This is a genomic window from Pseudomonas sp. NCHU5216 (assembly GCF_052156495.1).
In the GTDB taxonomy this organism is placed as follows: Bacteria; Pseudomonadota; Gammaproteobacteria; order Pseudomonadales; family Pseudomonadaceae; genus Aquipseudomonas.
This window is the reverse complement of the sequence record NZ_JBQLIX010000047.1, coordinates 1-15,442: the sequence shown is the minus strand read 5'-3', so window position 1 is coordinate 15,442 and position 15,442 is coordinate 1. Positions and strand designations below refer to the sequence as shown.

Here is a 15,442-nt window from a genome sequence, read left to right as displayed (position 1 = left end):
CGCCGGCAAACCTGGAGCGTCGAGATGTCCGAGCGCGCACCTACCTCTCCCTGGCGAATCCCGCTGATCCGCGAGATCACCGTGATCCTGCTGATCAAGCTGACCCTGCTGCTGGGTATCAAGGCCATCTGGTTCACCGAGCCGACCGTGCCGAAAGATGGTCAGCAGCGCGTCGAGCTTCACCTGTTCGGCCAACCCGCCAGTCCGTCTTCACTACCCACCGAGGAGAAACCGAGATGATCTCGGAATCAGTCGTCGATCTGTCACGTCTGCAATTCGCCATGACAGCGATGTATCACTTCATCTTCGTCCCCTTGACCCTGGGCCTGTCCTTCCTCCTGGCGATCATGGAGTCGGTCTACGTGATGACCGGCAAACAGGTCTACAAGGACATGGTCAAGTTCTGGGGCAAGCTGTTCGGCATCAACTTCGCCCTGGGTGTCACCACCGGGCTGACCATGGAATTCCAGTTCGGTACCAACTGGGCCTACTACAGCCATTACGTCGGTGACATCTTCGGTGCGCCGCTGGCCATCGAAGGGTTGATGGCCTTCTTCCTCGAATCCACCTTCATCGGCCTGTTCTTCTTCGGTTGGGATCGCCTGAGCAAGCTGCAGCACCTCAGCGTGACCTGGCTGGTGGCGATTGGCTCGAACCTCTCGGCGCTGTGGATCCTGATTGCCAATGGCTGGATGCAGAACCCGGTAGGCGCCGAGTTCAACTTCGAGACCATGCGCATGGAGCTGACCGACTTCGGCGCGCTGCTGTTCAACCCGGTGGCCCAGGTCAAGTTCGTGCACACCGTGGCCGCCGGCTACGTCACTGGCTCGATCTTCATCCTGGCCATCTCCAGCTACTACCTGCTGAACAAGCGCGACCTGGGCTTCGCCCGCCGCTCCTTCGCCATCGCCTCGGCCTTCGGCCTGGCCTCGATCCTCTCGGTGATCGTCCTGGGGGACGAGTCTGGTTACGAGATCGGTGACGTGCAGAAGACCAAACTGGCGGCCATCGAGGCCGAGTGGGACACACACCCGGCGCCGGCAGGCTTCACCCTGTTCGGCCTGCCCAACCAGGAGGAGCAGCGCACCGATTACGCGGTGAAGATTCCCTACGCCCTGGGCCTGATCGCCACCCGCTCGCTGGATGAGGAGGTCAAGGGCATCAAGGATCTGCTCATCGAGCACGAGGCGCGTATCCGCAATGGCATGCAGGCCTATGCGCTGCTGGAGCAACTGCGCGGCGGTGACAAATCCAGCGAGACCCTCACTGCCTTCAACGCCGTGAAGAACGACCTGGGCTATGGCCTGCTGCTGAAGAAATACACGGAGCATGTGGTCGATGCCAGTGAGGCGCAGATCAAGCAGGCCACGCTGGATACCATCCCCGACGTGTTCAGCCTGTTCTGGACCTTCCGCATCATGGTCGCCAGTGGCTTCCTCATGCTGGCCCTGTTCGTCTGTGCCTTCTGGGCTTCGGCGAAGAAGAACGAGGAAAGCAAACCCTGGCTGCTCAAGTGGGCACTGTGGAGCCTGCCGCTGCCCTGGATCGCCGCGCAGACCGGCTGGTACGTGGCCGAACATGGCCGCCAGCCCTGGTCCATCGGTGAGGTGCTGCCCACTCATCTGTCCGCCTCCAGCCTGTCGACTGGCGATATCTGGGGTTCGCTGACCGCACTGATCGCCTTCTACAGCCTGCTGCTGGTGGTGGAGATGTACCTGATGATCAAGTTCGCCCGCCTCGGACCGTCGAGCCTGCACAGCGGACGCTACCACTTCGAGCAACAGCAGCCGGCCCACGCCTGAGGACTTCGCCATGTTCGACTACGAAACCCTGAAACTCGTCTGGTGGGTGCTGATCGGCGTGCTGCTGATCGGCTTCGCCCTCACCGATGGCTTCGACATGGGCGCCATGGCGCTGATGCCCTTCGTCGGCAAGACCGACAACGAGCGCCGCGTCGCCATCAACACCATCGCTCCGCACTGGGACGGCAACCAGGTGTGGTTCATCACCGCTGGCGGCGCGCTGTTCGCCGCCTGGCCGATGGTCTACGCGGTGGCCTTCTCCGGTCTGTACTGGGCCATGCTGCTGGTGCTCTTCGCTCTGTTCTGCCGCCCGGTGGGCTTCGACTATCGCAGCAAGCTGGAAAACACCCGCTGGCGCAGCGCCTGGGACTGGGCGCTGTTCGTCGGCGGCGCGGTGCCGGCACTGGTGTTCGGCGTAGCCTTCGGCAACCTGTTCCTCGGCCTGCCATTCCAGCTCGACGACATGATGCGTTCGACCTACCATGGCTCCTTCTTCGCCCTGCTCAACCCCTTCGCCCTGCTCTGCGGCGTGGTCAGCCTGAGCATGCTCTGCGCCCACGGCGGCGCCTGGCTGATGATGCGTACCGAAGGTGATCTGGCCGCACGCTCGCGCACCGCCACCTACCTCAGTGCCCTGGTGTTCCTGGTCGGTTTCCTGCTGGCCGGCAGTTGGCTGGCCCTGAGTATTAAAGGCATGAGCCTGATCGGCGCAGTGGATGCCGGGGCCGCGCTCAACCCGCTGAACAAGCAGGTGCTGGCCAACAATGCCGGCTGGCTCGGCAACTACAGCCACTACCCAGTGACCATGACGGCACCGGCGCTCGGCGTACTCGGCGCGCTGCTGGCAATTCTTGCCAGCAGCGGACGCCGCGCCGGCCTGGCCTTCATCGGCAGCAGCCTGATGATCGTCGGCGCCATCTGCACCGCCGGCTTCGCCCTGTTCCCCTTCGTCTTCCCATCCAGCCTCGATGCAGCCTCCAGCCTGACGGTGTGGGACGCGGTATCGAGCCACAAGACCCTGGGCATCATGTTCGTCGTCGCCTGCATCTTCGTGCCGCTGATCCTGCTCTACACCCTGTGGAGCTATATCCGCATGTGGGGCAAGTTGAACGACAGCAGCATCGAAGCCAACCCCCACGGCCTGTATTGAGGAGAAAACGCGATGTGGTACTTCACCTGGATTCTTGGCGTGCTGCTGGCCTGCAGCTTCGGCATCATCAACGCGCTGTGGCTGGAAACCACGCAGAATCTCGACACCGAGAGCGAAAATGACTGACACCACCCTGAGCGAGCGTGCGCCGTTGCGCGCGCTCTCCTGGCTGCTGGGTACGCCGCTGGCGCTACTGCTGATGATCCACCCAGGCGCCATGCTCGACAGCCAGGGGCGCTACAGCCATTCGCTGCTGATGCTGGTGATGTGGGGCGTATCCTGCGCCTTCATCCACGGCGTCGGCTTCACCCCACGCCACTGGCTGTGGCGCGCCCTGTTCTCGCCCTGGCTGGGCTGGGGCTTGTGTGGGCTGGGCTATGCGCTGCTGTATCTGGCGCGGATGGGTTGAACGCAAACGACAGAATGAAGCAGAACGCGGAAATGACGTTCGGCCTATCGATGGTTTTGAGAGCCCCTACACGTGCCAAAGCGACTGAATGACGATCATTTCTTGTGTGCACCCACGAAGCCCAAAGCTCTTAACCACTTACGGTCACGCTGAAGTGTGTCCAAGCGAACCCGCCTGTCCCGCGCCTCCGCACGGGATTGGGCGAAAGTCACCACATGGCGGAAAAAGCTACCGCCCAACTGAATGCGGGCGTTCAACTCGACGCCCAGCATGGTGCGCAACCAGAACGGGATGAAGCGCCGGAACAACTCGTCCTCCAAGCTGACAATGGCTTCCACTGACCCCGGATTGCCCTGACGCGCAGAGCGCCCGAACAGTTGCCGATCCACCCGTGCGCTCTCATGGAACTCGGTCAGAATCACATGCAAACCGCCAGCTTGCTCAACTGCCGGAGCCAGTTTTATATCCGTGCCGCGACCGGCCATGTTGGTAGCCACCGTGATACGTCCCGGCTGCCCTGCCTGCGCCACCGCCTCTGCTTCGGTTTCGTCCTGGCGTGCGTTGAGCACAGCATGCACCGTACCCCGCTCATCGAATAGCCGACTCAGATGTTCCGAGGCTTCCACCGAACGCGTGCCGACCAATACCGAGCGCCCTTGTGCCGCAATCTCCCATGCTCTATCCGCTACCGCGGCCCAGCGCTCTTCGGAGGTATGAAATACCCGATCCGGCAGGCGTTTGCGCCGAGGTGTCTTGTGTGTCGGAATCCGCGTGACCGAGAGGTCGTAAACTCGCTTCAGCTCCGACTCCACCTCCCTGGCCGTACCAGTCATGCCGCCCAGAAGCAGATAGCGCCCGAAGAACCGCTGGTAGGTGATCTGCGACAGCGTGCGGCGCTGCCCGGAAATTTCACACCCTTCCTTGGCCTCGATCATCTGGTGAAGACCTCGCTCCCAGGTGCGGTCAGGCATCACCCGGCCGGTGGACTCATCGACGATCTGCACCTTATCCTCCGCCAGAATGTAATGCTGATCGCGATGGAACAGATGCAATGCGGACAGAGCCTTGCCGATCAGCTCCTTCTGCCACAGCGGCGATACCCAGACTCCCTCCCGACCTGCTACCAGGCGCGCTACTTCGGCCTCTCCTGCTGGGGTGAGCCAAACATCGCGATCACGCCCGTGAAGATAATGGCGGTCACTCTCCAGCCCCCCGGCAAGCTCCAATGCCTCGTGATAGATAGCCTCGTCCAGATCGTCCGGCAGCGTCTCGGAAATGATCAGAGGCGTGCGTGCCTCGTCGATCAGGACGCTATCGGCCTCATCCACGATCGCCAGATGCAACCCTCGCAGCAGCGAAACCGGCGCCACCATGCTGCCGCGCAAACGGCGTAACTTGAGCTGCGCATCGGAAATCTCTCCCAGCGCGATGCGATCCTTGAGGTAGTCGAACGTCAGTTCCTTGTTCGACACATAGACCACATCGCAGGCGTACTGCTGGCGACGCTCGTCGATCGGCATATCCTGCTTCACTACGCCCAGGCTCAGGCCGAAGAAGGCATAAAGCGCTGCGTTGTCTTGCGCATCCCGCTCGGCAAGGTAGTCATTGACTGTCACCACATGCACGGCGGCACCGGCGGCGGCGGCCGTACAAACTGCCAGGGTAGCAGCCAGGGTCTTGCCCTCACCGGTCGCCATTTCGGCGATCCGCCCTTGCAGCAACACCCAGGAGCCCAGCAATTGCACGTCGTGATGACGCATGCCGAGGATGCGACGTGACGCCTCGCGCACCAGAGCGAAAGACTGAGCCACCCACTCCTCTTGCAACCCCTGAGTCTGCAGGCGAGCAGCAACTTCCCGCATTGCGTACCGCAGGCCATCGTCATCATGAAGCTGTACCTGTTCTTCCAGCGCATTGACCCGTCGCACGAAACGGCCCGTGCAACGAGCCGTGCCGCCGAAAAGAGTCACCCTGGCGCGCAGCCATTCCTCCACCGCATGCACTGGCCGGTCTGCACGCTCCAGGTAGGCTCCATCGGCCACGTCGATACCGCGGCCGATCAGCAATGCCCGAACGTCAGACACCGAAACGCCCCAGGAACAATTGCCGCAGGCGCCGCAGCCCCTGCCAGGCCAGCGGCTCCCAGCCATGGTCGAAGCGTACGTAGACGCGCTCTCCGAATGCTGCCGGGGGGAGTTCCTCTGGCAGGGCCAGATCCACCATGAAGACACGTTCGACGGTTTTCATCCCATTTGGATCGCTGGGCAGCGTTGCGATCCTTCCGCCTCCTGACAACCCCAGCGCTGGGGTAGGCAGTTCGTCGACCCCTCCCGCGGGAGGGCGAATCAGCGTTACAGGCGCGGCATGGCGGATGCTGTCGGCCAAGCGCAACTCGGCCCCCCGGAAATAGGCTCGTACCAGATGAATGTCATCCTGCGATATCACAGTGCGAGCAACCAGAGACTCCTTGGCAAGAACGTGAGCAATCACCTCGCCCTTCTTCAGATAACGGGCCGGTAGATCCTGCGCTTGCGCAGCAGCCAGAACGCCGTCGGTTTGCGCGTGGCCCTGCAGACGGGCCGCCCGCTCTTCAAGCTTGACCAGTATTGCCTGCTCCTGCTGTAACTGCCGTTCGCTCACCCGGGCCTTGACCGGATCGACGAACGCCTGCGCCAGAAAACTTGCCTGGGCCTCATCCACCTTGGCGCGCGCCACCTCGATTTCGGTCGCAAGCTGGCGATCTTGCTGTTCAAACAGCAGATCCCCCTTGCGTACCCACGAACCCGGCTGGACATACCAGCGCACGAAGAATCCATCGCCCCCCGCACGCACGATGGCCTGATCGGGCAGCCAGACCACACCTTCCGCACGGGTGTACAACGGCATCGGCACGATGAAGGCCAACACCGTGATGCCGGTCACCAAGGCAAGGCTCAGACGCACGGACTGAACTCTGCGACGCTGCAACCCCGGACTGCGGGTCACATGCCGCCATGTTTTCCAGAGCGGCACGGCAATCAAGGTTACCAGGCCCCACAGCGCGATCAGCGTACCGAAGATGAAGAACTCCCCGGAAACGAAGAGAATGATCGACAGCGTGACAAATACCCGGTAGCACCAGGCCAGCGGCGTGTAACAGAACAGCCAGCGCTTCTCGGCAGCTGTCTCCTGGGGTGCTTGCACATCATGTGCGCCGAATACGTAGCGATCCCACAGATAAGTCAGGTATTTCTGCCCGCGCTGAGCCAGGTTGGGAATCTCGATGAGATCGCAGAGGATGTAGTAAGCGTCGTAACGTAACAGCGGATTGCCGTTGACCACCAGGGTCGAAACGCCTGCCACCACCATCACGTTGTAGGCCACGGCACGCGCCACCCCCGGCTCGACCAGCAACCAGACATACAAGGCCAAGGCCGCAATGAACAGCTCCACCAGCATGCCGGCGGCAGCCACCACGGCTCGCCGCCATTTCGATGGGAATGCCGCCGAAGCCGAGGCATTGACATAGGGTACCGGAGCGAAGACCAGCAGCATCACACCCGCTTCGCGTACCGTCCCACCCCATACGCGCACCGCGAAGGCATGCCCCAGTTCGTGCAGCAGCTTCACCAGCGGGAAAACCAGCATCATCACCAGCAGGTTGCTCGACGACAGCACCTGCTCCGACAGGTTATGGGTCAATTCGCTCCAGTGCTGACCGGCCAGCACGATGGCTGGCAGCACCACCGCCAACCACAGCACCAGGCCCAGACGCCCGAAGCACCAGGCCAGGCGCGGCGCCCAGATATCCAGGAAATCGTGCGGATCCACCAGGGGCAGCTTGAGGCTCATCGGGTTGAGCAAGTATTGCTTCCAGGTCATCCGCCGCTTCTGTTTGTAGCGCTCGAACAGAGCCGACGAGTCCGGGCTGGTATCGGCCTGCAGCAGATCGGCGCCATGCAGTTGCACCAGCAAGTCTACGATCTCGTTCTGCGTACAGGCATCGCCCGTGCCGCTGGCATTGGCCTGCTCCCACAACGCCTGAACCGTACGCGAACCGTCCATGCCGCGAACCAGAGCATGAGCCGCTGGGGACAACCGGTGAAAGCGCCCGCCGCTCTGATCCTGCACTACGTACCAGACCTGTCCGCGATACACATGGCGCTCGATCCGCGCCTGTGCTACCAAGCGCGGCCGCACATCAGCAACGCTGTGCCAGGAGGAACTGAACAGACTACGCGTCATGGCTCACCCCTATGGCATCCAGGTCCACAACCACAAGGTGAGCCAGTCACTGAAGCCGTGGGTCATCGACCACCACAGCGAACGACTGCCAACCTCGATCTTACCAACGCCCTGCATGCCTGGCCGCAACCGCGGCGAGGCATCGGCCAGGTCGGCTTCGACCCGGAAGAAGTTCTGCCCGTCCTGAGCGGTCGCCACCGGCGTCACCTTGGCCACCTGGAACGGCATCGGCTCGCCAGCGATACCAGTCATCACCAAACGGCCGGACTGCCCCACCTGCACATGGCGAATTTCACGCTCGTCCACCTGAAGGATGACTCGGTAGCTATGCAGCGGAGCAATCTCGAAGAGCGTCTTGCCAACTTCCACTGGTGCACCGATCTGCTGGTTCAGATCGCCGGACACCACTACGCCATCGAACGCTGCGATCAGTTGCGCACGGGAGAGTTTTTCCGTTACCAACTTGAGTTGCGCCGAGGCCTGGCGCAGTTGTGCCCCTACCACCTCCATGGCCGTGAGGTCATGGTTGGCGGTGGCCTCGCGCAAGCGGTTCTCGTACTGGTCGCGCTCGCTCGACCAGCGGGCCTCTTCGATACGCAGGTCGCGATCATCGAGCTGGGCCAACAACTGATCACGCTTCACGGTATCACCCGCACGCACATAGGCGGCCCCAATGAAGCCATCGAAGGGTGCTGCCACCACCCGCTGCACTTCCCCCTCCACCACGGTTTTGGCCGATACCCGGTAATCGACGGGTACCAATACCAACAGCGCCACCGTGAACAAAGCAGCGGCCGTAGCCACCTTCCAGGTCAGATGGCGTGGCCCGAACAACTTCTCGAAAACGCTGCGCAGATCATCACCCAGGCGGCGCAGCACACCCCGCTCGGCCGAACGCTTGTGCTCGACGATGGGCGCCGCCAGGGCAGCGAAGGCGTCCAGCCAAACCCGATCCTGCTCGGTGAAGGGTGTATTTTCTCGCTCCAGGGTAATGACTCCCATGCATTGAGCGCCTATCAACAACGGGTAGGACAGCACCGCATTAGCGCCCGACATCGCCCGTAGTGCCTCATGTAACGGCGCGTTGCCCTCTCCCACCTCCGGCGGCGCGGACACCTGAACGACGCGATGCACGTCATAGGCTTCGTCCATGGCCTTCTGGTAGCTCTTGACCAAGGATGCGTGCTTGTCGAAAGAGGCGGCATCCGACAGCGCAACGAGCCGCACCCTGGCCTGCTCAGCCAGACCGATGGCAACACGAGCACAGCCCAGGTGCAAACGCAGCGCATTGCTAAGCTCGAACATCGCCTGCTGGAGCTTCTGGCCATGGCGCAGGGCCGCCGCTACCGCCTCCAGCACAGACCCCAATCGCTCTCGTCCCTGGGTGGCCTCGATTCGCTCCCGGCTAGCCAGCATGTCCACCAACCATGCCGCGCCCCAATGCACTTCCCGCAGCAAGGCAGGTGCCTCCGATTCGGGGAGCGAAGACTCCAGCGCCACCACCCCGACGACTCGATCATCGACCCGTAGCGGGTAACCGAGGTGTATCGTTCCCTCGGCCCCCGCTTTCACCACGCCCTGGCGCATCTGCAACGTCGACTCCACCACCGCTCCCAGGCGGCCCAGCTCAGGCCCTGCCTTGGGCCACACGGCCACCGGCGCATAACTTTGATCCAAGGGGTTCTCGAACAGAATTGCGCCCGCCCGGATTGCCGGCAAACGGCCGCACAACAGCGCCAGCCAGGCACGGCACCTCGCCTCGGCCGTCCGCGAGGCTGCAAAGGCCTCCCAGTCGGCGGCTGCGTCCCGAACCGGCGTACCGGTTTCGGTGGAGGCGGAATCGACGAATCCATTCATCAGCGATTCCCCGCCTCGGCAACATGCACCCAAGGTTCGGGATCGGCGGCTTCGCGTAGCGGCACCAGAAGCCCGTCAATCCTGGTCACGTCGCTCAACAACAAGGTTCCCGCCGCGGCCTTTAGGCGGATAAGCGAGACGATCTGGTCATAGCGCCCCTTGCAGAAATCGCGTTGGCCGGCACGCAGTTGCTGCTCGGCCTGCAATATCTCCAGGCGGGTCTGCAGCCCCCGTTCGCTCCCCCGGCCGGTACGGGCCAGTTCTGCACGCGCGGCGCGAATGCTCTGGGCCCCTGCAGCAGCACGCGCCACGGCCCCCCGCCAGGTAAACCAGGCACGCTTGGCCGCCAGCACGGCAGAACGCCGGGCGGCTTCGATCTCCTGGCTGGCCCGTTCCTCCTGAGCCAGTGCTTCGGCAACCTTGGCCGACTGGGTTCCCCCCGAATAAAGCGGCACGTTCAACTGCACGCCGATGCTGCCCTGTTTGATGTCATAACCGGCCTGCCCGGGAAAACCACCCACTGCCTGGCTGTTCTGACCATAGCTGGCCACCAGATCCAGGGTGGGAGAATGCCCGGCGCGTTGCTTGCTCACCTCGGCCTCGGCCGCCTCGTAGGCCCGCCGCGCGGCCAGCACGGAGGGATTGCCAGCCTCCACCTCTTGCAACCAGACATCCAGCGCCTGCGCTGCCGGATCTATCAGCACCACAGCGCCGTTCAGATGCGGCAAGGTGAACTCCGGCAGAGGGCCAACCCATTGCTCCATGGCGGCACGCTTGAGCTCGATATCCGTCTCGGCCACTGCGGCGTCCGCCCGTGCCTGCTCCAGTTTGGCCAAGGCATCCTCGGTCTGCGGCTGGCTCCCGCCCCCCAATTCCTCTGCGCGAATCGACACGCGCCATTGCTGCTCCAAGGCAGCCACCTGCTGCTCAGCGAAAGCCTTGGCATCGCGAGCCGCAAGCAGATCGAACCAGGCCTCCACCAACCGCGCCGCCAGCTCCTGCTCCGCGGCGGTCAGTTGATACTCGGCCTGCGCCACCATGATCCTGGCCTGCTTCAGGCCCACCAACTCGGCGGGACGCCAAAGCGGCTGCGTCAGGCTTATCTGTGCCGAGTGGTTGTTGTATTCGTCGCTGGCTCTGGGCGTGATGTCGTTGCGGGTCGCGTAATTGCGGGAGTTGGCATGGGTACCGGCACTCGCGCTGAGTTGGGGCAGCAATGCACCGAACGCCTGATCCTCCCGAGCCTGTGCGGTGGAAACCGCGGCCTTGGCTCCTAGGAAGGTGGGCTCGCTGGCATGGGCACGTTGCAGCAAATCCGCCAGAGACAGCGGTTGCGCCTGTGCGCTCATGGTGCCCAACAACATAACGAGCCATAACCACCGCGCATTCCCACACCAACTATGCAATCGGCCAAGCTTGCCTACCCGCCCTGGATTGCCGTGCGTATCCGCTGCGGTGAAGCCGACCCTAGCAACCTCCGGAGCTGTCGAATCTCCTGACGCCCCGCTCAATCGCGTCCATAAATGCTCAGAGCAAAATGGGGGTACAACACCGTCGCCATTGGCGAGTCGCACTCCCTCGCAATTCGCGTTGTGAACCCAGAAGCCATGCTTCCCACCTACGTAGTAGGTGTGAAAGTCCTCAACCTCGAGGTTGAAAACGGGCACTCGCAGGTAGGGATCGTCGCTTGCCAGCACCTCATCGGGGAGATAGAGGAATTTCTCCTCCACTGAATCATCGACAGCGGCGTAATTGGCGTAATCGAATACCGAGCCATGTCCATCCGGTTCCAGCGTACTCGAAACCCAGCCAATGCCCTCTTGCCCCGTGCGGTATACCCGACTCACACCGCCTACGAAAGCCCGGCCGCCGTCGCCTTGGCGCAGCCATTGCTGGGGGTTGAGCGCATCGGCACACGTCCAGCCGACGCCTTCTACCCAGAATGGATGGTTTCCTGTCGCCACCACGAAATAGGATGGGTCGGGGAAAACCCAACCTTCCGGATGGATGATGATTCTGAAAACAGGCTGAGGATCATGCGCGAAAGTTCTGACCACTCGCTTGTATTCCGGCTGGCCAGGACTGTCTTCGGGGCAGGAAAGTACCCAATCCCCTACCTGAATTTCCTCAATCGGCTTCTTACCTTCCCTCGTATAAACACGCGTGCCTTTGATAAAACACCCACCTGCCTGCTCCGGGTAACAGATATCCTCATCGACCTTGGACAACTTGGCGGCAATGGCGCCGCACGGCGCCTTGCCCGGTTCGATCGATCGCTGTGCCATTTGCCTCATCGTTGCTGCCGCCCGATGGGGAATACCAGCCCGGTGATATCGCCCAGGTTGCATTCTTCATCCCGTTGGCCCTGGCCAAGTGCTGGTAGCCAGGTGGCCTGCATGTCGAAGGCATCCAGCTCTGCCGGTGTAGCCTCCCAGTCGACGCGTGGCCGTTCGCCATGGGGCGCTCTTAGAACGAGGTAACGATCAGGCTCCGGCGCCGCAGGCTGGCAGGCCAGTGCCGAGTGCAGGCTGACGGTCGACCCCGATGCTCTCCAGACACCGGGCAGCACCAGCAAATCGATGCTCGCCTGAATGTTTTCCTGGCCGTCCGAAACGGCGTAGGTGAAGCGGTCTGTGCCCACATAGCCAGTTTCCGGGCGATAGGTGTAGCTGCCATCGCCATTGCGGGCCAGGCTGCCGTGCACGGGAGCGTTCAGGGTCAGCGTCAGCGCATCGCCCTGCGCATCGCGCACCAGCGAGGCGAAGTCGATCCGCACACTGCCGTCGCGCAACAGCGTGAAGCACGCATCATGGGCCGTCGGCGCAGTGTTGAAGGGCAACACCTGCACTTCGATATCCGCCGAAGTAGTGGCCTGGGCCTGGTTGCCTCGCTCGGTCGCCGTGGCCACCACCTTGAGCACGAAGCTGCCAGTGAAGTCCTGGGGCGGTCTGATATCAAGGCGATCCAGGCGCCAGCCAGCAAGGTCGACCGTGGTCGCGCCCGTCATGGCAGTGAAACTGCGTACGCCGTCGGTCAGCACAGCGCCCACCGGCACGGACTCGATCATGAGCACCAGGGACTCGGAGCCATCGCAGTCATTGAGCGATGCGCCGATGACCGGCAGGCGGATAAGCGAATCCTCCTGCCCAACATTGGCCGGCAGGGTTTCACTGAGCACGATGTCATCGATCATCATGCCGCGACCATTGGCGTCGAGCTGCGTGGCCTCGGAGACGATGCGGATGCTCTGCATGCCACCTGTGCCAGTGAACTGGAAGCTGCGCTCCTGCCACGACAGACCATGACGACCACTGGTACTGGCATCTGCGCCGATGCGTACGCCGTCGACATAGATACCGATGCGCGTGTAGTCAGCGCCGTAGCCCATGCGACCGGCCAGATCCAGGCTCAGGGTGTAACTTGCCCCAGCCACCGTCTGCACGCTGCGCTCGATACCCAGGGTCTGGTGCATGTCGCCAGCGGCGCCGTTGAGCTCCAGCCAGTTGTGGCCATTGCCCGGCGCGGCAGTGACGATGCGCTGTACGCCGCGTGCATCAGCCATGCGGTCGCCATGGCTCCAGACCTCGAAGCCGTTGCGCCCACCGGCTGCCGCGTCGGGCGTAGTCACCAGGGCCCAGCCCTCGAGCACGGCCTGGCGAACCAGGGTGGAATCGCCGGAGAGGTTGGCGACACTCTCCCAGCCTGTGCGGAACAACTCGCGCGTCATGCCTGGCGGCGCGGTCAGCACCAGCGTCGGCGCATCGGCTACCGGGTTCACCAACAACCGTACCCTGGCCACGTTGGAATCGACCTGGCCATCGTTCGCCTGATAGGTGAAACAATCCTCGCCGCTCCAGCCGGCTCGCGGGGTGTAGGTGAAGCTACCGTCGGCGTTACGCACCAACAGGCCGTGCTCGGGCTGAGCAAGGACACGCAGCGTCAGGGCATCGCCATCCGCATCGGTAGCCAGCGGTGTCAGTCTGAGGCTGCGGTCTTCGTCCAGCGTCAGGTACTGATCGCTGGCAACCGGCGCATCATTGACCGGCAGCGCCTCGACGATGAGGTCGACCGAGGTGCTGGCTTGCGCCTGATTACCCTGCTCGATGGCCGTAGCGACTACCCTCAAGGTAATGCTGCCGGCGAAGTCCTTCGGTGGCGTGAGGCTCAGCTGGCCCAGGTTCCAGGCGCTGACATCGGCGCGGGTAACCCCTTCCACCGCAGTGAAGCGATGTACGCCGTCGGACAGCACGCTACCCACCGGCAACGCCTCCAAGGTGATGGCCAGCGTTTCCGAGCCATCCATATCGCGCAGGGCCGCGCTGATGGCGGACAGATGGATAGCCGAGTCCTCCAGCCCAACATTGGCCGGCAAGCTCTCGGTAAGGGCGATATCGTCGATCATCATGCCGCGGCCACTGGCATCGAACCGCGTAGCTTCGGAGACGATGCGGATGCTCTGCGTGCCACCCGTGCCGGTGAACTGGACGCTACGCGCCTGCCACTCCAGGCCCTGCCAGCCGCTGGTGCTGGCATCACCGCCGATGCGCACGCCGTCGACGTAGATGCCGATGCGCGTGTAATCAGAGCCATAGCCCATGCGGCCGGCTACATCCAGGCTCAGGGTGTAGCGAGCGCCAGCTACCGTCTGCACGCTGCGTTCGATGCCAAGGGTCTGGTGCATGACAGCAGCGGAATTGTTCAACTCCAGCCAGTTGTCGCCGTTACCCGCCATCGCATTGACCGTACGCAGCCTGTACCAGGCATCCATCATCTTGTCGCCGGTGCTCCAGATCTCGAAACCATTGCTACCGCCGCAGCTCGGATCCGGTCGGGTGATCAGCGTCCAGCCTTCCAGTTCACGGGCCTGAACCAGGGTGGAGGTGAAGCTACGATCAGCCACCGACTCCCAGCCGGTGCGGAATACCTCGCGGGTCTGCGGTTGTGGATCGCTCAGCACCAGAGTCGGTGCGTCAGCCACAGGGCTCACCACCAGCCGCACCGTGGCCACGCCGGACTCGGTCTGACCATCGCTCAGGCGATAGGTAAAGCGGTCTTCGCCGCTCCAATCAGCCATCGGCGTGTAGGTCAGGCTGCCGTCGGCATTGCGTACCAGCACGCCATGTGTCGGCCCGTCCAGCACCTGCAGTTGCAGGCTGTCGCCATCGACGTCGCCGTCATTGCTCATGGGCCAGAGGACGATGCTGGCGTCTTCGTTCAGGGTGGCATGGTCGTCGTGCGCCACCGGCGCATCGTTGACCGCCGTGATCGTCAGGCGCACCACGCCTGCCACCACGGCCTGGCCGTCGCTCACATTGAAGGTGAAGGCGTCTTCGCCGTGGTAGTCGGCCTCCGGCGTGTAAGTCCAGGTGCCATCCTCATTACGAGTCACCTGGCCTTGGCCCGGCTGTAGCACGCTGACCGTGAGCGGGTCGCCGTCCACGTCGTAGGTCTGCGCCAGCAGGTCGAGCACGAGCCGGCCATCTTCCAGCAGGGTCGCCGCGAGGGGGCTGACTACCGGGGCATCGTTGACCGGTGCCACGACGATGCGTACCTCGGCCACGGCGGAGTCCGCCTGGCCGTCGTTGCCGCGGTAGGTGAAGCGATCTTCGCCATGGAAGTCCGCCTCGGGGATGTAGAGGAAGCTACCATCCACGCCCAGCTCCAGCCGGCCATGTCGCGGCCCGCTGACCACCTCCATGCCCAGCGCATCGCCCTCCACGTCGCGGGCGCCCTGCAGCAGATCCAGGGTAACCCTGGTGTCCTCATCCAGGGTCACGCCCAGGTCCATCACTTGCGGCGCGTCGTTCACCGGCGTCACGTTCAGGGCAATGCTGGCCGGCGCGGAAACCAGTTCGCCATCGGTTACCCGGTAACTGAAACCGTCGGTGCCGTACCAGTCAGAATCAGGGGTGTAGGTGAAGCTGCCATCGGCATTCATCACCAACCGACCATGCTGCGGGCCGGACAGGATTTCGACGGTGAGGGCATCGCCTTCGATAT

Annotated in this window: 10 protein-coding genes; 5 read left to right on the top strand and 5 right to left on the bottom strand. The window is 63.0% G+C overall.

What is annotated here, in order from left to right; all coding sequences use genetic code 11:
• The first annotated feature begins 24 nt into the window (after window positions 1-24).
• The 5 genes from cydP to ACSVIK_RS22880 are packed head-to-tail and all read left to right on the top strand — an operon-like array spanning window position 25 to window position 3,361.
• On the top strand, window positions 25-240 hold the full coding sequence (cydP, locus tag ACSVIK_RS22900; protein WP_268183413.1) for a cytochrome oxidase putative small subunit CydP: 216 nt from the start codon (window positions 25-27) through the stop codon (window positions 238-240).
• Complete coding sequence (locus tag ACSVIK_RS22895) at window positions 237-1,802, top strand: cytochrome ubiquinol oxidase subunit I (RefSeq protein WP_442446451.1); 1,566 nt, start codon at window positions 237-239, stop codon at window positions 1,800-1,802. The genes cydP and ACSVIK_RS22895 overlap by 4 nt, the downstream gene beginning before the upstream one ends.
• Window positions 1,803-1,812: 10 nt before the next feature.
• Window positions 1,813-2,952, top strand: a complete 1,140-nt coding sequence (cydB, locus tag ACSVIK_RS22890) for a cytochrome d ubiquinol oxidase subunit II (protein ID WP_442446450.1) — start codon at window positions 1,813-1,815, stop codon at window positions 2,950-2,952.
• Window positions 2,953-2,964: 12 nt separating this feature from the next.
• On the top strand, window positions 2,965-3,078 hold the full coding sequence (gene cydX, locus ACSVIK_RS22885) for a cytochrome bd-I oxidase subunit CydX (protein WP_442446449.1): 114 nt from the start codon (window positions 2,965-2,967) through the stop codon (window positions 3,076-3,078).
• Window positions 3,071-3,361, top strand: coding sequence for a cyd operon YbgE family protein (locus tag ACSVIK_RS22880; protein WP_442446448.1), 291 nt, complete (start codon window positions 3,071-3,073; stop codon window positions 3,359-3,361). The genes cydX and ACSVIK_RS22880 overlap by 8 nt, the downstream gene beginning before the upstream one ends.
• Before the next feature lie 95 nt (window positions 3,362-3,456).
• Here ACSVIK_RS22880 and ACSVIK_RS22875 read toward each other — a convergent pair whose 3' ends face one another.
• The 5 genes from ACSVIK_RS22875 to ACSVIK_RS22855 all read right to left on the bottom strand — a co-directional run.
• Entirely contained in the window at window positions 3,457-5,445 is a 1,989-nt protein-coding gene (locus ACSVIK_RS22875; RefSeq protein WP_442446447.1) for a preprotein translocase subunit SecA, read from the bottom strand.
• Complete coding sequence (locus ACSVIK_RS22870; protein ID WP_442446446.1) at window positions 5,438-7,528, bottom strand: hypothetical protein; 2,091 nt, start codon at window positions 7,526-7,528, stop codon at window positions 5,438-5,440. Before ACSVIK_RS22870 ends, ACSVIK_RS22875 begins: the two co-directional genes overlap by 8 nt.
• Window positions 7,529-7,594: 66 nt before the next feature.
• Window positions 7,595-9,442: an efflux RND transporter periplasmic adaptor subunit gene (locus ACSVIK_RS22865; protein WP_442446445.1), complete on the bottom strand. Its 1,848-nt coding sequence runs from the start codon at window positions 9,440-9,442 to the stop codon at window positions 7,595-7,597.
• The gene (locus ACSVIK_RS22860) at window positions 9,442-11,727 is read right to left on the bottom strand and encodes a TolC family outer membrane protein (protein WP_442446444.1); all 2,286 of its coding nucleotides are present in this window, start codon (window positions 11,725-11,727) and stop codon (window positions 9,442-9,444) included. Before ACSVIK_RS22860 ends, ACSVIK_RS22865 begins: the two co-directional genes overlap by 1 nt.
• 5 nt (window positions 11,728-11,732) lie before the next feature.
• On the bottom strand, window positions 11,733-15,442 hold a 3,710-nt coding region (locus ACSVIK_RS22855), incomplete at its 5' end, for a tandem-95 repeat protein (protein WP_442446443.1).